17 protein-coding genes are annotated in these 20,533 nt (G+C 34.2%); 10 read left to right on the top strand and 7 right to left on the bottom strand.

Features of this window, described 5'->3' with window-relative positions; translation table 11 throughout:
- The first annotated feature begins 794 nt into the window (after nt 1–794).
- The gene (gene meaB / locus FLAPXU55_RS02320) at nt 795–1,886 is read left to right on the top strand and encodes a methylmalonyl Co-A mutase-associated GTPase MeaB (RefSeq protein WP_180856398.1); all 1,092 of its coding nucleotides are present in this window, start codon (nt 795–797) and stop codon (nt 1,884–1,886) included.
- Between the two features lie 28 nt (nt 1,887–1,914).
- Here the strand turns inward: meaB and FLAPXU55_RS02315 are convergent, their stop codons facing one another.
- The 4 genes from FLAPXU55_RS02315 to FLAPXU55_RS02300 form a co-directional block, all read right to left on the bottom strand.
- On the bottom strand, nt 1,915–2,454 hold the full coding sequence (locus FLAPXU55_RS02315) for a hypothetical protein (protein ID WP_235991981.1): 540 nt from the start codon (nt 2,452–2,454) through the stop codon (nt 1,915–1,917).
- A 244-nt stretch (nt 2,455–2,698) separates the two neighbouring features.
- Complete coding sequence (locus tag FLAPXU55_RS02310) at nt 2,699–4,642, bottom strand: LTA synthase family protein (RefSeq protein ID WP_180856397.1); 1,944 nt, start codon at nt 4,640–4,642, stop codon at nt 2,699–2,701.
- A 261-nt stretch (nt 4,643–4,903) separates the two neighbouring features.
- Entirely contained in the window at nt 4,904–5,131 is a 228-nt protein-coding gene (locus tag FLAPXU55_RS02305; RefSeq protein WP_073484329.1) for a hypothetical protein, read from the bottom strand.
- Nucleotides 5,132–5,281: 150 nt separating this feature from the next.
- Complete coding sequence (locus tag FLAPXU55_RS02300) at nt 5,282–6,667, bottom strand: MATE family efflux transporter (RefSeq protein WP_180856396.1); 1,386 nt, start codon at nt 6,665–6,667, stop codon at nt 5,282–5,284.
- Between the two features lie 190 nt (nt 6,668–6,857).
- Here FLAPXU55_RS02300 and FLAPXU55_RS02295 point away from each other — a divergent pair, with 190 nt between their 5' ends.
- Nucleotides 6,858–7,382 (top strand): hypothetical protein, encoded by a 525-nt coding sequence (locus FLAPXU55_RS02295; protein ID WP_180856395.1) that lies wholly within the window; start codon nt 6,858–6,860, stop codon nt 7,380–7,382.
- 433 nt (nt 7,383–7,815) lie between these two features.
- On the opposite strand, the gene FLAPXU55_RS02290 is transcribed toward FLAPXU55_RS02295, so the two are convergent.
- The 3 genes from FLAPXU55_RS02290 to FLAPXU55_RS02280 form a co-directional block, all read right to left on the bottom strand.
- Nucleotides 7,816–9,594 (bottom strand): cytochrome-c peroxidase, encoded by a 1,779-nt coding sequence (locus tag FLAPXU55_RS02290; protein ID WP_180856394.1) that lies wholly within the window; start codon nt 9,592–9,594, stop codon nt 7,816–7,818.
- Between the two features lie 95 nt (nt 9,595–9,689).
- Nucleotides 9,690–11,144, bottom strand: a complete 1,455-nt coding sequence (locus FLAPXU55_RS02285) for a PhoX family protein (protein ID WP_180856393.1) — start codon at nt 11,142–11,144, stop codon at nt 9,690–9,692.
- A gap of 297 nt (nt 11,145–11,441) precedes the next feature.
- Nucleotides 11,442–12,320, bottom strand: coding sequence for a PPK2 family polyphosphate kinase (locus FLAPXU55_RS02280; RefSeq protein WP_180856392.1), 879 nt, complete (start codon nt 12,318–12,320; stop codon nt 11,442–11,444).
- Nucleotides 12,321–12,617: 297 nt separating this feature from the next.
- Here FLAPXU55_RS02280 and FLAPXU55_RS02275 point away from each other — a divergent pair, with 297 nt between their 5' ends.
- From FLAPXU55_RS02275 to FLAPXU55_RS02240, 8 genes are all read left to right on the top strand, one after another.
- Nucleotides 12,618–13,454: a DUF6929 family protein gene (locus tag FLAPXU55_RS02275; RefSeq protein WP_180856391.1), complete on the top strand. Its 837-nt coding sequence runs from the start codon at nt 12,618–12,620 to the stop codon at nt 13,452–13,454.
- 449 nt (nt 13,455–13,903) lie between these two features.
- Nucleotides 13,904–14,419, top strand: a complete 516-nt coding sequence (locus tag FLAPXU55_RS02270; RefSeq protein WP_180856390.1) for a hypothetical protein — start codon at nt 13,904–13,906, stop codon at nt 14,417–14,419.
- A gap of 218 nt (nt 14,420–14,637) precedes the next feature.
- On the top strand, nt 14,638–15,138 hold the full coding sequence (locus FLAPXU55_RS02265; protein ID WP_053474076.1) for an RNA polymerase sigma factor: 501 nt from the start codon (nt 14,638–14,640) through the stop codon (nt 15,136–15,138).
- A gap of 2 nt (nt 15,139–15,140) precedes the next feature.
- Nucleotides 15,141–16,109, top strand: a complete 969-nt coding sequence (locus tag FLAPXU55_RS02260) for a hypothetical protein (RefSeq protein WP_180856389.1) — start codon at nt 15,141–15,143, stop codon at nt 16,107–16,109.
- 80 nt (nt 16,110–16,189) lie between these two features.
- Nucleotides 16,190–18,361 carry a vWA domain-containing protein gene (locus FLAPXU55_RS02255; protein WP_180856388.1) on the top strand — a complete coding sequence of 724 codons (2,172 nt, stop codon included), beginning with the start codon at nt 16,190–16,192 and terminating at the stop codon, nt 18,359–18,361.
- A 52-nt stretch (nt 18,362–18,413) separates the two neighbouring features.
- Complete coding sequence (locus tag FLAPXU55_RS02250) at nt 18,414–19,001, top strand: LURP-one-related/scramblase family protein (RefSeq protein ID WP_180856387.1); 588 nt, start codon at nt 18,414–18,416, stop codon at nt 18,999–19,001.
- A gap of 112 nt (nt 19,002–19,113) precedes the next feature.
- On the top strand, nt 19,114–19,830 hold the full coding sequence (locus FLAPXU55_RS02245) for a 3-ketoacyl-ACP reductase (RefSeq protein WP_180856386.1): 717 nt from the start codon (nt 19,114–19,116) through the stop codon (nt 19,828–19,830).
- 91 nt (nt 19,831–19,921) lie between these two features.
- The gene (locus FLAPXU55_RS02240) at nt 19,922–20,434 is read left to right on the top strand and encodes a hypothetical protein (RefSeq protein WP_317044747.1); all 513 of its coding nucleotides are present in this window, start codon (nt 19,922–19,924) and stop codon (nt 20,432–20,434) included.
- Nucleotides 20,435–20,533: the final 99 nt, after the last annotated feature.

The raw sequence follows: 20,533 nt of genomic DNA, 5'->3' as shown, positions 1-20,533 counted from the left end.
TGAGTCACAAACTCAGAGGAACGAATAGTTTACTTTTGCTTCCTTTCTCAATCATAAATCTACTTAAATTTAAAAAAACAAATCTAAAGGAGGAACGAGGGATCTGCGCAAGTAACTCCACAAACTAAATCACCAATCTTTGTAGAGCTTCTTGCGCAGATTTCTCCCTCCGGTCGAAATGACAAACTATACTTCTCCCCACAATCTTGTCATCCCGAGGAACGAGGGATCTGCATAAGTAACTCCGTAAAGTATGTCTTCAATCTTTGTCGAGCTTCTTACGCAGATTTCTCCCTTCGGTCGAAATGACAAACTCTCGTCTCTCCACAATCTTGTCATCCCGAGGAACGAGGGATCTGCGCAAGTAACTCCGTAAAGTATGTCTTCAATCTTTGTCGAGCTTCTCACGCAGATTTCTCCCTTCGGTCGAAATGACACAAAAGATGCAAAAACTTTTCACCACAATTTTGTCATCTCGACGAAGGAGAGATCTGCGCAAGTAACTCCACAAACTAAATCGCCAATCTTTGTAGAGCTTCTTGCGCAGATTTCTCCCTTCGGTCGAAATGACAAACGGCGTGATTAATACTATCGGTGTCAGCCTGAGCGAAGTCGAAGGGCGCAAAGCATATCGCCAATCTTTGCAGAGCTTCTTGCGTATCCTTCGACTACGCTCAGGATGACAAAAAAACTCGTGTAATTTTGTGGCAAACCTAACAACCCACAATTTCAAAGAAATCCTTTTTTTGAAACTGTTTTTGTTTTCTGTACTTTTACAATATTAAAAAAGTATTTTGTCAAGTTTAAAAAAACAGTCGAGCAGTTTAACTGAAAAAGCTGGGATTTCATCTCCTGAAATCACCAATGTTTCGGCTATCAATCAAATTAAAAACAAACGCAGGCAGCAACCTTCTGCTTCTGAATTAATCTCTGGAATTCTTTCCGGAAATATAACCGCGCTGAGCCGTGCCATTACACTTATCGAAAGCACCAATCCTGATCATGCCGCAAAAGCAGACGAAATTATAAAAGGCTGTCTTCTGCATGCTAATAAATCAATCCGCATAGGAATCACGGGTGTTCCAGGAGTTGGAAAAAGTACTTTTATTGAGGCATTTGGAACTTATTTGACTCAGGCAGGAAAAAAAGTGGCAGTTCTGGCTGTTGATCCCAGCAGTTCGATTTCCCACGGAAGTATTCTGGGCGATAAAACCCGAATGGAAGAATTGGTAAAAGATGAAAATGCTTTTATTCGTCCGAGTGCATCTGGAGAAAACCTGGGCGGCGTTGCCCGTAAAACCCGTGAAACGATTATTTTATGCGAAGCTGCTGGTTTTGACACGATAATCATTGAAACGGTTGGTGTGGGACAAAGTGAAACCGCTGTTCACAGTATGGTTGACTTTTTTCTTTTATTAAAAATTTCCGGCGCAGGTGATGAACTTCAAGGCATCAAACGCGGTATTATGGAAATGGCAGACGCAATTGTCATCAACAAAGCCGACGGGGATAATATCAAAAAAGCCAATCAGGCAAAACTGGAATTTAACAGGGCTTTGCATTTATTTCCGCCAAAAAAATCAAACTGGCAGCCAAAAGTTACGACTTGCAGTGCGATTACAAAAGAGGGAATTTCTGAAATCTGGAACACCATTTCTGATTATTTTGAACTGACGAAAGAAACGGGTTTCTTTCAGGAAAAAAGAAACGAGCAAAACCAGTTTTGGATGATGGAAACGATCAACGAACAACTGAAACAAAATTTCTACAATCAGCCCGAAATCATTTCATTATTGGAACAAAATAAAAAAGCGGTGCAAAACAATGAAATATCACCTTTTGCAGCCGCTCAGCTTTTATTAAATCAATATAAAAAGAGCTTCTAATTTCTTAAAGCTTTTTTAAATATTTCATTTATTTTACATTAATTGAAATTGTATAAGTCTCTTCACTTTCCTGAATAGGATATTTACCAGGAACTAAAATATCTGAATTGAATTTTAAAGGTTTAACTAATTCCGGTTGTATAATCTGTCCTTCAGGTATTACATAAAATTCTCCATTTCGTAATAATTCTTTTTGATGTTCTTCAGTCAAAGCACTTTTTTGAATTTCCATAACAAAATTTCCTTTTTCATTTGTAACACGTACTGGTGTTCCGTCAGTATTTGGTATAAGAAAACCGTGCCAGCCAATGGTATAAACATGAGAACAAAAGCCCCCTGGCTGGCTGCAGTCAACATTATGTGATCCCCAATTTCGCACAAGAATTCCAATGTCATCATAGATTCTTCTGGAAGTTAACTGATTTTGCTGTTCTGTTTTTGATGATTCAGCATTTTGATCTTCGCTTGAATCGTTGTTACAGCTTATAAAAAAAACTGCAAACACAAAAACTAACATCACTTTTAATACTTCAGATTTTTTAATCTTTTTTTGTTGTAAACTTTTCATAATAAATTAATTTAATTGATCCCTACTCTATTATTGGCTTTTCGGGTTACGCCTTTGGTTTAGTATAGATCAATTAAATTTATTTTTTGTCACCCTTTTTGTTTGAATTTTAACACAAAAAAAAGCTGCTAAGTATGAAATTACATACCTAACAGCCTTTTTAAAGTTACTAAGTTACTGAGGTTCTAAGTTGCTAAGGTTTCTAAATATTGTTATTCAAAAACTCAGCAACTTATAATCTTAGCTACTTAGAACCTTTTCCTCTAAGCTTATATTTATTTTCCTTGTATAAATTACCTGCAGTTATAACGTGCGCTAAGGCATCTTTTGCTAATTCTTCGTTTAATTTAACGGGAATTAAAGTCGTATCGTTTTTGATTTCGAATTGAAGCGGTTTCAAATTCGGCTGCATAATAACAACTTGATTTTCAACTCTAAATGCGTTGATATCGTTGAATTGCATAATCGATCTCCCCTGCACTTTTGGATCTAATTTACTCAGGTTTCTTCCCACCATTGGTGTTTCAAACGGAAGTCCCAAATAACTTAATAACGTTGGCGGAATATCGATTTGGCTTGCCAGTCTGTCATAAACAGCTCCTTTTGGAACTCCAGGTCCCATAATAAAGGCCGGAATATGGAATTTATTTATTGGTACTAAATTTTTTCCGTAGGTTCTCGTGTTATGATCTGCGATTACAATGAAAATAGTATTTTTAAAATACGGTTCTTTTTTAGCCATTTCGAAGAATTTCCCAATCGAGAAATCGGCATATTTCATGGCATTGTTTACCGTTGCAGCTTTTTTATCAAATTGTTTTATTCTTCCCGCAGGATATTCAAATGGTTCGTGATTTGAAGTCGAAAACATTAAAGAGAAAAATGGTTTATCTCCTTTTGATTTAAAATAATTATTGGCTTTGGTTACTAAATCTTCATCAGAATAACCCCAAGTTCCCTTGAAAGCATATTTATTTCCATCTGATTCAAAATCTTCCTGATCTACAATATCGCTGAAACCGTTTCCGTTGAAAAACGAAGCCATATTATCAAAATTTGCCATTCCGCCATAAATGAAACTCGTATCGTACCCTTTTTGTTTTAAAGCATCGGCAAGTGTGAAAAAACCTTGCTGTGAGTTTCCAAGTTTCACTACACTTTCAGACGGTGAAGGTAAAAATCCCGTTACAACAGCTTCGATTCCGCGAACACTTCTGGTTCCGGTGCAGTATAAATTGGTAAACAATAATCCTTTTTTCGATAATTTATCAAATTCAGGCGTTAAAGGTTTTCCACCTAAAATTCCAACATACTCTGCGCCTAAACTTTCTTGTAGAAATATCACCAAATTATATGGTTTCTTCTTAACAGAATCCGGCTGCTGTACATGCAGAAACGGAATTTCGGCATCTGTAAAATCTGTCGGGCCGGCAATCATGTATTTTTTTACACGGGCAATGGCTTCGGCTTCATCCATTTTACCATACATTTTTGTGTTTCCTTCATTCTTAATCGAATAAGCGGCAAATGCAACGGTATAAAATGAATTTAACCCTAAAGTATTCGTCAATTGATCTGTTGAGAAAACAGCATTACTGGCATTAATAGGACGTTTTGAAGTAAGACTTGAACGTGCTCCGAAAAACAATAAAAATGCTACTAACGGAAATGCTATCAGTTTGATTTTATATGTAGTGCTGGTTGTGTGGAAATATTTTTTTCCTTTTTTGAAGGCAAAATAAATCACAACTCCCAGAATCAGGAAAGTTACAATAATGGAAGTCAGGTAACTTTTTAAAAGCATTCCAACTACTTCTTTCGGGTAAATCAGATAATCTAAGAAAATTTTATTCGGACGTGTGTCGTATTGTTTTACAAAGTCCGGCGAAGCTAATTCTACAAAAAGAATCAGAAACAGGAATAAGAAACTGTAAATTACCAAAAACCTATTGGTGAATTTCAACCATTTATTTGGCAGAAAAGTAATTAAAACGGCCGGCAGAAACGATAAATAACAAAGTAAAATCAAGTCCATTCGCAGACCAATTGGAAATATATACCAGAAATCTGGCGTCTGCTCTACCCTTTCTTTAAAAAGGAAAAATAAAAATATTCGGCTTAAGGTTGTAATCAGTAATCCGATTAATATAAAATTGAAAATAGGTTTTAAATAACTTAATTTTTTCATTAGATGATTTATATTAGTTTTTGGTTGAGAATATGGGAAGATGTGAACTCGCTAAGTTTTTGTTTCAATCTGTTATTTTTTAATCTCGCAAAGTCGCAGAGTCGCGAAGTTTTTGTTTTTTTTAAGTCTTTAAATAAACTTTGCGTCTCTGCGACTTTGCGAGCAATTTTCGTTGCTGAATAAAAGACTTTAAAAAAAACTTGGAAACATAGGAGACGCACTGCTGTGCGTCTCTACAGGTGCGCCTCTACAAATGCGTCTTTATTCTTCGTAACGGTTTATTTCTCTGTCGTAAAATTCGTTTGCCTTTACAATAAGGCCTTCCATTTCGGCATTTAATTCTGCTTCATCAAGATCTTCGGCTTCTTCCATAAATTCAACCTCATCATCTTTTAAGTTGATTATAAATCTTGGATAATCAAGGTGAATGATAAAAATATCATCTGGAAAATCAGTATTATCGCCAAGTAAAAATTTAGGTAAGTCCATTTTATATATGTTTATTTTATGTTTTACAATGGCCTGTTAAACAGGCTGTTTTTTTGCCACAGATTACACGGATTAAAAGGATTTTTATTCAAACAAAATAGAATCTGTTTCATCTGTGTAATCTGTGGGCTATATTTTTAAACCTCAAATTTAGTTATTTGCAAATGAATTTGAGATTAATTTCTTTGTGAGGTAATGAAAGCGCATGTAGAGGAAAATTGCCGCTGTGGTTAATCCTGCCAAAAGCCCTATCCAAACGCCCTGCGCCTTCCAGTCTGTATATTCTCCTAAATAATACGAAATAGGAAAACCAACAACCCAATAGGCTACAAAAGTAATATACATGGGAATTTTGACATCCTGCAAACCACGTAATGCACCCAGAACTACAACCTGAACTCCATCTGAAATTTGGAAAATGGCAGCGATCAATAATAATTTTGACGCGATTTCGATTACTTCGGTATTGTCTAAAATTTGTCCGCTGTTTTCCATATTTAAAAAGATATGCGGGAAAAAATCATGAAAAACGACAAACAGAAATGCAAAAAATGTTTCGATTACAATGGCAAGCAAAAATATAGAACGCGCCACAACAACTAGGTTTTTATAATCCTGTAATCCTCTCTGGTTACTTACTCTAATCATCGACGTTACGCTTAATCCCATCGCAAACATAAAAGTAAGCGATGATAAACTCAACGCAATTTGATTGGCCGCCTGACTGGTTTTACCAATATTGCCGCAAAGCCAGATGGAAGCGGTAAACAAAACGACTTCAAAAAGCATTTGCATAGCTGACGGAAATCCTAAGTTTATTATTTTTTTAAGCGTTGCGCTTTTAATTTCACTGAAGCTGAAATTTTTGAAAAAGTGTTTTAAGTCATTTCTTCTTGACAGCATAATATGCATGAACATAACCAGAAATATTCTCGAAATCACAGTACCAAGCGCCGCACCGATAATTCCCATTTTAGGAAAAAACCAAATGCCGTAAATCAACACATAATTGATTCCTACGTGAAGTACGTTTGCCATAATCATGGCGTACATCGAATATTTAGTCATCGATTTACCATCGGCAAATTGTTTATAACCCTGATACATTACTAACGGAATCAGCGAGAAAGCAACCCAGTCTAAGTATGGTTTTGCCAGTACAATTACTTCTTTAGGCTGTTCTAACAATTCCATTAATGGTTTTGCCAATACAATTAAAGTAAAAAGCAATAACCCGATAATAGCGCATAAAAACAACCCGTGGTGAAATGCAGATCGAATTTTGCCATCGTTTTTTTCAGCATCGCCTTCGGCTACAATGGGTGTAATGGCAGTTGAAAAACCAATTCCTAATGACATGGCAATAAAAACCATACTGTTTCCAAGTGAAACTGCCGCCAATTCTGTACTTCCTAATTTCCCTACCATTATATTGTCGACAATACCTATTAAGGTATGCCCAACCATTCCTAATATAATAGGATATGCCAGTCTGAAATTATACGAAAACTCTTTGGTGTACTGCTTTAAACTCACTTTACTGCTTTTTTAGTGGGCAAAGATAATGAGAAGCTTGGAATTCTATCCTATTAATAAAAAGATAAGCCAATTTTAAGGCTAAAATTAGCTTATCGTAATATTATATAACGATTTCTAAAAATTATATAACAACTCCAAAAGGCCTCTATTTTACTTTTACATTATTAATAATTCAAAGATATATGCCATGAAAAAATTACAGTTTATATGCCTCGCTGCATTCGCATTTTTTTATTCTAATGCCAGTTTTGCTCAAGATAATGCAGCAACAAATTACGATCAGGGTTTTAGGTTAGGAATTGGTTTAAACGGAGGTATCCCAACTGATACTGACGATTATGATTTTTCACTTGGTGGTGACGTTCGTTTACAATATGACTTATCTAAAAGAACATCTTTGACATTAACTACAGGTTTTACAAACTTGTTTGTGGGGGGTAAAGATGAATTAGGAAACAACATAAAAGATTTAGGATTTATTCCTGCAAAAGCTGGTTTTAAAGCTTTTTTCTGGGAAGATCAATTTTATGTTCTGGGTGAAGTAGGTGCCGGTTTTGCAGTAACAAACGGGTATAATGACACCACATTTTTATGGGCTCCAGGAATTGGGTATGCCAACAAATACATTGACGTGAGTGTCCGTTATGAGGACTACGACAAGTTCAATACCAATCAAATTGCGCTTCGTTTAGCGTATGGTTTTGATCTATAAAAAGAAAGGTTTATTTTATTTTTTTGTTTTTGGTAACAAACCCGGAAGTTTTCATAGTCTTCCGGGTTTTGTATTTTATTAAAGTATCGAAAAAAATACTTTATAAAAATCTCCATTCAATTATCATAGACCAAATAGTTTATTACTGTTCCGTTTATTTTTCTGCCACAGATTAAAAGGATTAAAAAGATTTTTTGCAAAGGCTATTCTAAAAAAACAATCAGTGAAAATCCTTTAATCTGTGGCAAAAATAACACAATACAGGTTTCTGCTTTCCAACAACAAACCCGACAGGTTTTAAAAACCTGTCGGGTTTGATCGTGGTAAGATTTTGATTGAGAAATCTTTGTCAAAGTTTAAAACTTTGACAAAGATAGGTGCGTATAAATTTTAAAGTTAAACCAATTATCTAATTATCAAATTGACACATTATCTAATTCTCATTTGCGAACTTTTTATCCGTCAACGTTTTCATAAAAGCAATCAGCTGCTTTTTTTCTTTATCCGATAAATTCAATTTGTCTTCGGGCAGTGTTTGGTTTGGTACATTAAATCCTAAACCTACTCCTCCGCCCTGATCATAAAAATCTATCACTTCTTCCAGCCTTTTATAAACACCGTTATGCATATAAGGAGCTGTGAGTTCTATATTTCGTATTGTTGGTGTTTTGAACGAATTTTTGTGAATAGCAGCCTGCGTGATTACAAACTTTCCTAAATCGCCATCCAGTTTTTTACTTTTATCAGGAACTCCTAAAATTTCACTTTCAGATCTGTCAAAATTGGGCGGAACAGTTCCGTTTGTCAGCGGAATAAAATGACAGGTTGCACATTTCCCTTTTCCGGCAAACAAATTAAAACCTGCTTTTTCATCTGCTGTAAAAGTTGTTTTATTCTGCATGTAATCATCAAATTTTGAATCATAATGGCTTAAAGAGCGAATATAAGATGCCAAAGCATTTTTGATGGCAAATTCGTTTATTTCTCCTTTTGGAAAAGCTTTTTTGAACTCTTTTACATAGTCCGTATTTTTTTGAATCGCCAATGCTGATTTCTCTAAAGATCCATGCATTTCGTTTTCATTTTTAATTACTGCAACCGCCTGATCTTCCAGATAACTTACTCGCGAATCTGTAAAAAACACACGCTGAAAAGCAATATTTGTAAGCGTAGGTGTATTACGCTGAATCATTGATTTTCCATCTAATGTAACTGCCCTTTCTAATCCGTCTGTAAAAGCTTTATCAGCATGATGACACGAAGCGCACGAGCGTGTATTGTTTCCTGATAAAATGGGGTCATTAAATAACTTTTTACCAAGAGCAATTTTTTCCGGCGTTGTTTGATAATCAGGAAAACCTGAAAAGGCTTCGGGATCAAAAGCATCTTTATCAAATAGTGTTTGGGCTGTTGGCTTTAAACCTCTTTGTTCTTTCATTAACGGAATTCCCAATTCTGTCTGTGTTTTAAAAAGTCCTTTACTTAAAGGATTTAAAATTTCTTTGATAAAATAAGCACGATCAAATGCATCAAAATTGTTATTTGCCTGTAAATATTTTTTTCCTTTTTCTAAAACCTCAAGTACTTGCTTGGAATTTGAAACTTCTTTATTTTCCAGATAAACGCGATAATATTTTTCGATTGTTTCCAAAGTTACTGAAGCTTCCGGAAGTGAGTTTAACACAACCGGCGAATCAAATCCTGTAATTCCTAAAGTAATAACTCTATAAACTTCTAATCGCATGGCATCAAAAACATGAGCATCTGTCAATTCATTTGAATTGGAAACTTTTTCTAACCGAATTAAATTTGCCGATAAAACGCCTAATTCCTGAAGCAGTTCTTTTTTATTGTTTTTATCGTATTTAGGAAAAACTAATTCTTCAACAACCTGAAATCCTTCGGGCGGAACGGTTATATTATCATTGTCTTCAAACTCAGGTATTGCCGGTCCATTGATTGATTTAGAAACTGCCGGCGAATAATACTCGCTTAACAATTCAACTTTTTTATAACTTTTATGGGCTTCGAGAAATTGTTTCTGAATTTGCGCTTCTGCAGCATCAGATGCTACTGAATGTTTAAGTTCATTAACTTTTTCGATTAATAAAGTAATATCTTTTTGAAACAATGTATTTATTTCCTGATGTTTGTCCTTTTTCTGGCAAGCAGCAAACACAAGCAGGAATAACAAACAATATATTTTTTTCATGGTGTAATGACAATTAAAAGAGGAATATGCAGAAAAACAGAAACCACTACCTCAAATTGAAATAGTGGATAACTGTTTTATTATTACTTAACAATTTATCTTGCCAAACCTTGTATAACTACAATTTGACTTGCTTGCTGCTCACTCGGGCGGTTTGCTCCTCCATCAGGATTTTTATATTTTGCTCCTGTCCAGGTATGCGGTTGTACACTTAACATAAAAGTATCTTCGATACCAACTTGTTCAGACACGTCAATCAAAGCTCCATACTCCCAGCTTCCAAATTTAGATGTTCCGCCAATGTTGTATTTAGCAGCATCAGCTGCTGTACGACGGTGATCTAATTCTACTACAACTTTCAAAACTTTTGTAGCAATATTGTATTGATAGATATAAGCATCGTGAGTTTCATCCCCGTATCCGTTTGCATCTTCCTCAACGTAAACGTAGTTTTTGGTCACACAAATGTTATCCGGATTTTGGAATTTACCAGCAATTCCGCTGCGGTTATCTCCGTCAAGAATTACTTCAAGAGTTCCTTTTAAAGGATCAGCAGCATCAAGATTTAATCTGTAAACCCTGCCGTATTTAGTTCTTGAACCGTCAGCATTAGTTGTTGTAACATCTTGCCCCGTTACGTTAAAATACAATTCACGATCTGCATTATCGCCGCCTTTACGGTAATCTAAATCTTCTACGCGACCAAATTTAACCGCTTTTAAAGTATTTACAGCCGCATTAATCTGCGCACCTGTAAGCGTTTTATGATCGTCAATTTTTACAAAAGAAACTGGGTAAGTTTTACCAGTCTCCATATCTTTTTCTCTCTGGTTATCGTCGTTTCTTTTTAGCATATACAAAGAACCATTAGTTAAATCACCCACAGTATTTGCTACATACATAAAAACTTGTCCGCCGTAAGTACCAGAATCGTCATCACCAATTACAACAACCGTTTTTCCTTTGTAAGCAGAAGAACGTAATGGCAAAGCATTCTCTGCACTTAAACGACCAAAACTTGCTAACTCTTTAGATACAGATGCCGAACCTGCGCTTCCGTAAGGATCTAAAGCATGTGTACGAGATTCTTCTCCAGATTCTCCGCAAGTTAAATAAACTGGTCCAAAACCATGTTCTGCCTGTGTAGCCATAGTTGCGCCGCACAATCTCCAGGTTCCTCCGCTTGAATTTAACAAATACTCCCCTTTAGTAGGTTTGAATGTTTTGTCAAGTGTAATTCTTGAAACTGAAAAGTTGTCTTCGTTATTTACCAAAAAAGTAAAAGTTCCGTCTGTATTTTTTAATAAACCAGAACCATCTGCAGAACCTCCAAAAATATAATTTGGACTATCTGGAAAAACGTCATCTGAACTAAAAAGAGAATAAATCTTCAGGTTTTCAAAACCTGCCTGTGCCTTTAATAAACTTGGCGTTACAGATTGATTTTTTAACACAACACTTGTTGTTTCTGTTTCGTCTTTAGAATCGTTGTCGTTACAAGATGTAAACACCGAACCTAAAATAAGTAGAGGTAAAATAATTCGTTTCATTTAGCTAAATATTGGTTTTTATTTTTTTACAAAGTAAATCCCTACTCTTTAACTAAAAATGACTTAGACATTATCAAAAAAATAAGGCTTTTGATAAAAACACCTTACGAGAGCAAAAAAATTAACATTAATTTAGTAATAAAAAATACACTTAAACTTGCAGTAACATAAAACCGAAAAAAGAGTCTTACTTTATGACTCCTAAAAAAAAATAAACCCGACAGGTTTAAAATCTGTCGGGTTTGTATATAATGTTGAAAAATTATCTAATGATCAAATTGACACATTATCTAATCCCTAACTTTTCTCCAAAGTCTTCTTATACGTTTCAAAATTGTCTTTAATTTCTTTAGGCAATTCCGGAACCTGAATATCGGTGTATTGTTTCATTTCTTCCCAAATAATCTTCGCTACAATATAACGCGCCATATCTTTATCATCTGCAGGAATTACGTACCAAGGCGCATTTTCTGTCGAAGTCTCGTTTATCGCTTCTTCATAATATTGCTGATATTCATCCCAATGTTCACGTTCTTTTAAATCGCCAGGAGAAAATTTCCAGTTGTGTTTTCCTTCTTCTAAACGGCGTAATAAACGATTCTTTTGTTCATCTTTACTCAAATGCAGAAAAAACTTCATAATCACAGTTCCGTTTTGAGTGACGTGTTTTTCGAAGTTATTGATTTGTTCGATTCGGTTTTTCCAAAATTTAGGTTTAATATCGTCAACCGAATTAATTCCCGGTAAATTCTCTGCCAGAATAAATTCTGGATGCACTCTCGTTACCAAAACATTTTCATAATGCGTTCGGTTAAAAATCGCAAATTTTCCTTTTTCAGGCAAAGCAATATAATGACGCCATAAATAATCGTGTTCCAGTTCAGTCGAATTTGGTGTTTTAAAACTATGTACCACAACCCCACGCGGATTAAATTCTTTAAAAACTTCCCTAATCAAACTGTCTTTTCCCGAAGTGTCCATTCCCTGAAGACAAATCAAAACGCCATATTTATTGTGCGCATACATCACATCCTGAAAATCGCTTAATTTTGCCTGAACTTTATCCAGCTTCTCTTCTTTTTCATCATCGCTTGCATCAATATTTAATAAAGTTGGAAGTTTACTTAATTTAATTTTATCTGTGACTTTAAAATCTTTCGGGTCTATTGATTTCATATTTTTTGATTTTCATTTTTAAGAGGTAAAATATGTTATCGCTTTTCATTTATGCATTCTTAAATGACTTTTTCAAAACAGCGATTTCATATTTTCAAATTTTGTATCATAAATATAGTAATTTTACGAAGCATATTCCTGCTATTCATTGCAATACTTTTTCAATAAATTGCTTTTTTCCAAAGCCATAACAAGAGCTTCCGCTGGTCGCTTTGTTCTGTCAGGAAAAAATTCAATTTCTTTTCAAAGTATTTTCATTTCTATCAGGGCTGGGCAATTATTTTCAAAACAACATTCATGGAAAAATTTACATTAGAGATATTATTTCAAATCATCGGAATCGGTTCGGCATCAGGATTATTTTATAATAATGATGCGCTTTATATTATTGGCGACAACAGCGGATTCTTATACGAATACAATATGCAGAATCAGCAGTTAAACCAGCATCCTTTAATTGATAATCCAACGCAAAATATTCCGAAAAATCTAAAACCTGATTTCGAATCTTTAACGCATCATAACGATACACTTTATGTTTTTGGTTCCGGTTCTACCGAAAACCGAAACAAAATGATTGAATTTGATATTAAATCAAAAACAGTTTTACAAAAAAATAATCTGGTCGATCTATATGCCGTAATGCAGAATTTCGGTTCTATAAAACCAGAAGATTTCAATCTTGAAGGCGCAGTTTTTGACGGCGAAAACTGGTATTTATTCAACCGCGGAAACGGAATTTCAAACAAAAACACCATTTTTACCATTCATGCCAAAAGCCTTGGTGACGAATTTGCTTTGGTTGCGACTAATTATAAACTGCCAAAAATAAAAGGCGTTCGTTCCAGCTTTACCGATGCTATTTTAGTAGAAGATAAAATCTATTTCCTTTCTACTGCCGAAGACACAAAATCAACTTACGACGATGGGGAAATCCTTGGAAGTTTTATTGGAAGAATTGATCTTAAAACCATGAAAATTGATTTTACTCAAAAAATAACTTCAACTAATAAATTTGAAGGTTTGACTTTTTATAAAAAAGAAAATAACAAAATTGAATTTTTACTTTGCGAAGATAATGATACGGATCTTTTAGAAACTAAGATTTTTAAATTGACTTTGCCTATTAAATAAGCTCTGAGAATCTCTGTGGAAATCTTTGTGAAGCTCTGTGTTATGATTTTACAGCAAAGATTCGCAAAGAAAATACGCAAAGATTCACAAAGTATTTCGATTACAATAATAATGTAGAGGCGCACAGCAGTGCGTCTCCGCAAAGAATGTAACATACAGAATAACAAATATTGCGGATTTACGAGACGTTAGACGCACTGCTGTGCGTCTCTACAATAAAACCATTCTTAAAATATTCACATCCTTTAAAACAAAATCATAAAACAAAGACACACAAAGAATTTCGATTACAATAATAACGTAGAGGCGCACAGCAGTGCGTCTCCGCAAAGAATATAAAAATGCTGAATGATAAAAATTGTGGATTTACGATACGTTAGACGCACTGCTGTGCGTCTCTTCAAATACCTTCATTGAGAAATATAGGTTTATAAAATAATTTCAATTTTATGAAAAAAGGAATTCTTTCATTGATAATAATTCTTACTCTTTCGGCAGGCGCTTATTTATTTTATACCTTTAAAATAAATAATAAAGAAAAGAAAAACTTAAGCACTTTAAGTATTGAAGAGTTAACTTCAAATGTGAAAAAAAACCACAAGACTTTATCTCCAAAAGATTTAGATCCAAAATCATTTATTATTCTTTTTAAAGAAAGATACAATAAAAAGTCTCCACTAAATTTTGTTACATTGTCTGGAGAATTTCCTGAAAACTGGGTACGGCCAAAAGATGTCGAATATTTAATTTCGGTTATGAATTCTAAAGAAAAATGCTGCGGATATATGAATGTTTTTTCTTCAACTCTTTTAACTGAAGATGCTGAAGTTGGAGGTTTTGCAATAATTTTTCTAAACTCATATATTTCTAATACAAAAATTAATTTAGGTTTAAACAGTAATCCAAAAATTGACAAGGAATCAATTAAGAAAATTGAAGATTGGTATCGAAATACAAAAAAATAAAATTTGAACTTATTTCATGTCATTTCGATTTTACGGTACATTAGACGCACTTCTGTGCGTCTCTACATAAAACCTTTGTAACTTTGAAACTATGAACCTTTGAACCTAAAAAAAAACTTTTTTTCAACCCCGTCCCAACCTTTTTATCTTTTTCGCTCTCTTTATAATTAAAGACCAATATTGTGATAAACGAAACGCTAATTTCTAACTGCAAAAAAATGAACCGCGATGCGCAGCGTCAGGTTTATGAGCACATGGCTCCAAAATTGTATCGCGTTTGCAAACGATACCTCAAGAAGGAAGAAGAAATCGAAGAAGCTCTGGCCGACGCTTTCTATACCATATTTACAAAATTAGATCAGCTTAAGGAAGAAAAAGCCTTTGAGGCCTGGGCTAGAAAAATTGCCGTTAATTACTGTTTGGCTTCCATCAAGAAAAACACCAATTTCAATATGTATCTTGATGATGTAAAAATGCTTGCACAGCCATTTACAGAAGAAATGAACTCATTAGAAGAAGAAGACTTACTTAATTTATTAAACCATATTCCGGATGGCTGCAAAACTGTTTTTAACCTTTTTGTTATTGAAGGTTTCGGACATAAAGAAATTGCAGCAATGCTCAACATTTCTGAAGGCACTTCAAAATCACAATTGAATGCCGCGAAAACCAAGCTAAAGGAATTAGTAAATAAATTATATTATCAAAAAGCAAAATAGTCATGGACAATCAAGATAAAATATTCAACAGATTTAAGGAAGCTGCAGATAATGCAGAGCCAAAAGATTTTCCGGGAATGGAAAAAGTCTGGTCACGCCTTGAAGACAAACTCGACAGAAAAGAAGATAAAAAAAGCATTGCACTCTGGAAAAAAATCGCCGTCGCTGCTTCACTTTTATTAGTAATCTCTTTAGGATATCAGTTTTTAAAAACAGACAAAACGGCTATTATTCAAACACCAGATAAGGTTGTGTTTAATGAAACTGAAAAAGAAACAAATGCAAATTCTGATATAGAGAAAAACAAAACTGTAGTTGCTGCAGATTCACAATTAATTCCAAAACAAGAAGCTCTTAAAATTCTGGAGAAACAAATAAAACAACAAGAACCAGTTGCAATACATGAAGTTCCAAGTGTTGCTAATGTAGCTGCAGCACCAAATTATGATGCGATGCCTGCACTTAGTGCGCCTGCTCCTGCCGTTACAGAATCCGCATACTCAGAAGAAGAAACTGAAGTCTCAAAAGCCAAAGATAAAGTAGATGTAGGCTCCGGATATTTACGAAAATCAGAAAAAGAAACTTTTAAAGCCTCTGCTGCAGAAATGGAATCTCGAAGAGCCAAGAAAAGTGCACCTTTAGTTATCCTGAATGGAAATGCAATGGCTCACAGCGACGAGGTGAAAAAAGACAAAATGATGCAGGCTGAAATTACAAATCTAGAGCCTGAAAACGTAGAATCTCTAGTTGTGTTAGATGAACCTTTGTATATTATTGATGGAATCTACTATTCTGAAAATGATTTATTTGGAAATAATCCGACTAGTCCTTATGCTCCTTTAGACAAACAAGACATTAAAACAATAACCATTTTACAAGATCTTGAAGCCACATCAAAATATGGCGAAAAAGGAAAAAAAGGAGTTGTTATCATAACTACAAAAACAGGAAAACCAGCTTTAAAGAAATAGCCAAAACTCACAAAATCTTAGTCAAAGTTTTAAACTTTGACTAAGAAAAAAATCCGAACATTAATTTAAAACTTACTATCATGAAAAGTCTAAAACTTATTTCATCAGCCATTGCTATGCTTATATGTTTCGTGTCAATGGCGCAGGAAAGAACGATTACAGGAATTGTTACAGATGAAACTTCTATGCCAGTTCCGGGTGCTACTATTATCAATCAAAATTCAAAAGCAAATTACATAACCAGTTTTGATGGCAAATACAGTATTCAGGCTAAAAAAGGAGACATGCTTATTTTTAGCTTCATTGGATATAAAACGCAAAGACAAAGAGTTGAAAATTTAAATACAATTAATATACAGCTTTTTTCGGATACTCAAACCTTAAGTGAAGTTGTAGTTGTGGGTTATGGCTCAAATGATTCTGAATATGAAAGTCGAAATTATGCACGTGCCGAAAAAAGAAAAGAGAAAAAAGATATTTCTCAGGCACTTAAAGGAAAAGTTGCCGGGGTTCAGGTCCAAAGCAATGCAGGATATATGGCTAGTCCAAGTCCAAGTATTGCCATACGCGGAGCAGTCTCTGTTTCTCCAAAAAATGAACCAATGTATATTGTTGACGGAGTAGCAATAAAAGCCGATCAAATGGCAAAAATTAATCCGAATGATATTGACAATGTATCTGTTTTAAAAGATGTGGCGGCAACTTCTGTTTATGGCAGTAAAGCTTCAAATGGTGTCGTTGTAATTTCGACCAAAAATGAACTTTACAAAAATCTTTCTGAAAAAGAATTAGATAAAAAACTAAATCAGATCACTCCTATTCGTCCTGTTGAACCAACGCAGGAAGATTATGATGCTTTTACAGAAAATGCTTTTGAAAGTCCAAAAACGGCTCCGCTTTCTACTTTTTCTATTGATGTTGATAATGCTTCTTATACTAATATCAGACGTTTTTTAAATAACGGGCAAGAAGTTCCAAAAGATGCAGTACGTGTAGAAGAAATGGTAAACTTTTTTAAATACAATTATCCGCAGCCAAAAAATGAACATCCGTTTTCTATTAATACAGAAGTAAGCGATTCGCCATGGAACTCACAAAATAAAATTCTGAAAATTGGTTTACAAGGAAAAAATATCCCGACAGACGATTTACCTGCTTCAAATCTTGTTTTCCTGATTGATGTTTCGGGTTCAATGAGCGAAATGAATAAACTGCCTTTATTAAAACAATCTCTAAAAATATTAGTAAACGAATTACGCCCAAATGACAAAGTAGCCATTGTGGTTTATGCGGGAGCGGCAGGAATGGTTTTGCCTCCAACTTCTGGAAACGAGAAAAAAACAATAATTAAAGCGCTGGATAAATTAGAAGCCGGAGGAAGTACGGCCGGAGGCGCAGGAATTGAACTGGCGTATAAAATTGCAACAGAAAATTTCATTAAAAGCGGCAACAATCGTGTAATTCTGGCAACTGATGGCGATTTTAATGTGGGAAGTTCTTCCAATTCTGACATGGAACAATTAATTGAAGAAAAAAGAAAAACAGGCGTTTTCTTAACTTGTCTGGGTTACGGAATGGGAAATTACAAAGACAGCAAAATGGAAATCCTTGCTGATAAAGGAAACGGAAATTATGCCTATATCGATAATATTCAGGAAGCAAATCGTTTTTTAGGAAAAGAGTTTAAAGGATCGATGTTTGCGATTGCAAAAGATGTAAAAATCCAAATTGAATTTAATCCAAAACAAGTTCAGGCGTATCGATTGATTGGTTATGAAAACAGAAAACTTCGTCCTGAAGATTTTAAAAATGATGTAATCGATGCCGGAGAATTAGGAAGTAATCATACCGTTACGGCTTTATATGAAATTATTCCGGCTGGTATAAAAAGCGATTACTTAAACGTTCAGCCAGATGATTTAAAATACACTCAAACCGAAACAAGTTCAAACAATTACAGCGGTGAACTGGCGACAATAAAATTTCGTTACAAAAAACCCGACGGCGATAAAAGTATTGAAATGGTTCAGGTAATTAACAACAAATCCGTTAGTTTAGACAGAGCTAGTGATGATTTTAAATTTAGTACAGCTGTGGCTTGGTTTGGATTAAAACTAAGAGATTCAAAATTAATTTCTGATAAATCATCTGAAGCTATTGCGGAATTAGCACAACAAGGAATGTCATTCGACAAAGGAGGTTATAAAGCTGAATTTATTCGTCTTATTGAAACTTCCGAACAATATAATTAATAAATATTTCTTTACATTTGGTTTTTAAATCGAATCATTAATTTTAAAACCTATGAATCCAATTTTAAGCCAAAATCTATTTTTAGTTAAAGAACATATCGGAATGTTTAAAGCTGCTAACAACTATGACATTTACGACCCTGAAACGAATCAAATAATTATGAACTGCCGAGAAAATAATCTTGGTTTCTTTACAAAAGTATTTCGTTTTACAGATTATAAAAGAGCAACGCCTTTTAATGTTGAAATCACAACTGCTTCGGGCGAAAAATTAATTTCGGTAAAAAGAGGAATTGCAATATTCAGATCAACAGTTGAGGTTTTTGACGAAAAAGACAGACTTATTGGAACCTTCAAACAGAAATTTTTCTCATTTGGAGGAAGATTTGAAATCTTAGATAAAAATGACAAACCTGCTGCAACATTACAAGGGAAATGGACAGGATGGGATTTTAAATTTTCTCACGAAAATAAACAGCTTGCACAAGTAAGCAAGAAATGGGCCGGATTAGGAAAAGAGTTTTTTACAAGTGCAGATAATTATGTACTTCAAATTGAAGAAACTGTATCATCAGATAGTCCGCTTAGACAATTAATTCTTGCTGCCGTTATGTGTATCGACATGGTTTTGAAAGAATAGCAAAGTTGTTAAACTTAGATTAAGAAAACACCTAAAAGCATCATTTTAGTTGGCAAAAGTTTTATTTTTGTTAGACTTAAAATGATGCTTTTTGCATTTCTAAACACAAATCATGACAGACTTAAAAAATAAAAATGCGCTTATTACAGGTGCTGGTAAAGGAATTGGAAAAGCAATCGCCATTGCATTGGCAAAAGAAGGTGTAAACGTAATTCTTCTTGCCAGAACACAAGCCGATGTGGATCAATTAGCGGCAGAAGTAAATCAGTTTGGTGTAAAATCTTTAGCATTATCTGCAGATGTTTCTGATATCAATTCTGTAAATGCTGCCGTTGAAAAAGCTTTAGCCGAATTTAAAACTATTGATATCCTGATTAATAATGCCGGAATTGGTGCTTTTGGAAAATTTCTGGAATTAGAACCTGCTGACTGGGAAAGAATTATTCAGGTAAATTTAATGGGAACGTATTATACAACCCGCGCTGTTATTCCGCAAATGATCGAAAGACAAACGGGAGATATCATCAATATTTCGTCAACCGCAGGATTAAACGGAAATGCTGTTACAAGTGCTTACAGTGCCTCAAAATTTGCTGTTATGGGTTTAACCGATTCTCTAATGCAGGAAATGAGAAAACATAATATTCGTGTTACTGCCTTAACGCCAAGCACAGTTGCAACAGATTTGGCAATCGATTTAAAATTAACGGATGGAAATCCGGAAAAAGTAATGCAGTCTGAAGATGTTGCTGAATTGATTATTGCACAGCTTAAACTAAACCGCAGGGTTTTTATTAAAAACAGCAGTATTTGGTCTACTAATCCTTAAAAAAATAAACTCCAAATTTTAAATTCCAAATTCCAACTCTTAGTGTAATTGGAATTTGGAGTTTAAAAAAAATTGGAATTTCAAAACTAAAATGATGGAACAATATTTAAGACAATTAATTGCGATAGAATTTCAGGATAAAAAAGAAATTTTTACCGGGTTTCTTATTGATTATTCTGATGACTGGATTTTACTTCGAAACAATCCTGTTGATTATATTTTGGATGGCTTTGTTATTTTAAAGAATAAAAATATCGAAGCAATTCACAGGGATGAAGACCTCGTTTTTACAGAAAAGGTTATTCGCTTAAAAGGAATAAACATTAATACAGAAGATATTATTCCGATTCAGGATTTGAATGCTATTGTAAATTTTCTTGATAGAAAATATACCATTTTTCAGATTGCTAAAAAATCTTCAAAAGCGGTCTATTTGGGTAAACTGATTTCGCTTACACCAGATGAACTATTAATTGATTTCCTTGAAACAAAAGGCAAATTTGGCGGTGAATTAGCTTTTAATCCTGAAAAAATCAGGGTAATTGAATTTGATACGGATTATATTAATTCTTTGAAATTGGTGATTCCTGAGAATCAGAAGTAGTTGACTAGTCCTAAATAATCGATACAGATTTAATTAGACAAAAATATTTAATTAAGCACCTGCAATAAGTTTTTTGCAGGTGTTTTTTCTTTTATAGGT

It is taken from the genome of Flavobacterium panici, from assembly GCF_903819335.1.
GTDB lineage: Bacteria > Bacteroidota > Bacteroidia > Flavobacteriales > Flavobacteriaceae > Flavobacterium > Flavobacterium panici.
This window is presented reverse-complemented; position numbering and strand designations above follow the sequence as displayed.

Bases quoted from the DNA above. Each gene is read 5' to 3' on its own strand.
- FLAPXU55_RS02310 (WP_180856397.1), bottom strand. From the start codon at position 4,642: ATGAAAAAATTAAGTTATTTAAAACCTATTTTCAATTTTATATTAATC.
- FLAPXU55_RS02245 (WP_180856386.1), top strand. From the start codon at position 19,114: ATGACAGACTTAAAAAATAAAAATGCGCTTATTACAGGTGCTGGTAAA.
- FLAPXU55_RS02275 (WP_180856391.1), top strand. From the start codon at position 12,618: ATGGAAAAATTTACATTAGAGATATTATTTCAAATCATCGGAATCGGT.
- FLAPXU55_RS02255 (WP_180856388.1), top strand. From the start codon at position 16,190: ATGAAAAGTCTAAAACTTATTTCATCAGCCATTGCTATGCTTATATGT.
- FLAPXU55_RS02285 (WP_180856393.1), bottom strand. From the start codon at position 11,144: ATGAAACGAATTATTTTACCTCTACTTATTTTAGGTTCGGTGTTTACA.
- FLAPXU55_RS02250 (WP_180856387.1), top strand. From the start codon at position 18,414: ATGAATCCAATTTTAAGCCAAAATCTATTTTTAGTTAAAGAACATATC.
- FLAPXU55_RS02260 (WP_180856389.1), top strand. From the start codon at position 15,141: ATGGACAATCAAGATAAAATATTCAACAGATTTAAGGAAGCTGCAGAT.
- FLAPXU55_RS02305 (WP_073484329.1), bottom strand. From the start codon at position 5,131: ATGGACTTACCTAAATTTTTACTTGGCGATAATACTGATTTTCCAGAT.
- FLAPXU55_RS02280 (WP_180856392.1), bottom strand. From the start codon at position 12,320: ATGAAATCAATAGACCCGAAAGATTTTAAAGTCACAGATAAAATTAAA.
- FLAPXU55_RS02270 (WP_180856390.1), top strand. From the start codon at position 13,904: ATGAAAAAAGGAATTCTTTCATTGATAATAATTCTTACTCTTTCGGCA.
- FLAPXU55_RS02295 (WP_180856395.1), top strand. From the start codon at position 6,858: ATGAAAAAATTACAGTTTATATGCCTCGCTGCATTCGCATTTTTTTAT.
- FLAPXU55_RS02240 (WP_317044747.1), top strand. From the start codon at position 19,922: ATGATGGAACAATATTTAAGACAATTAATTGCGATAGAATTTCAGGAT.
- FLAPXU55_RS02290 (WP_180856394.1), bottom strand. From the start codon at position 9,594: ATGAAAAAAATATATTGTTTGTTATTCCTGCTTGTGTTTGCTGCTTGC.
- FLAPXU55_RS02265 (WP_053474076.1), top strand. From the start codon at position 14,638: ATGAACCGCGATGCGCAGCGTCAGGTTTATGAGCACATGGCTCCAAAA.
- FLAPXU55_RS02315 (WP_235991981.1), bottom strand. From the start codon at position 2,454: ATGAAAAGTTTACAACAAAAAAAGATTAAAAAATCTGAAGTATTAAAA.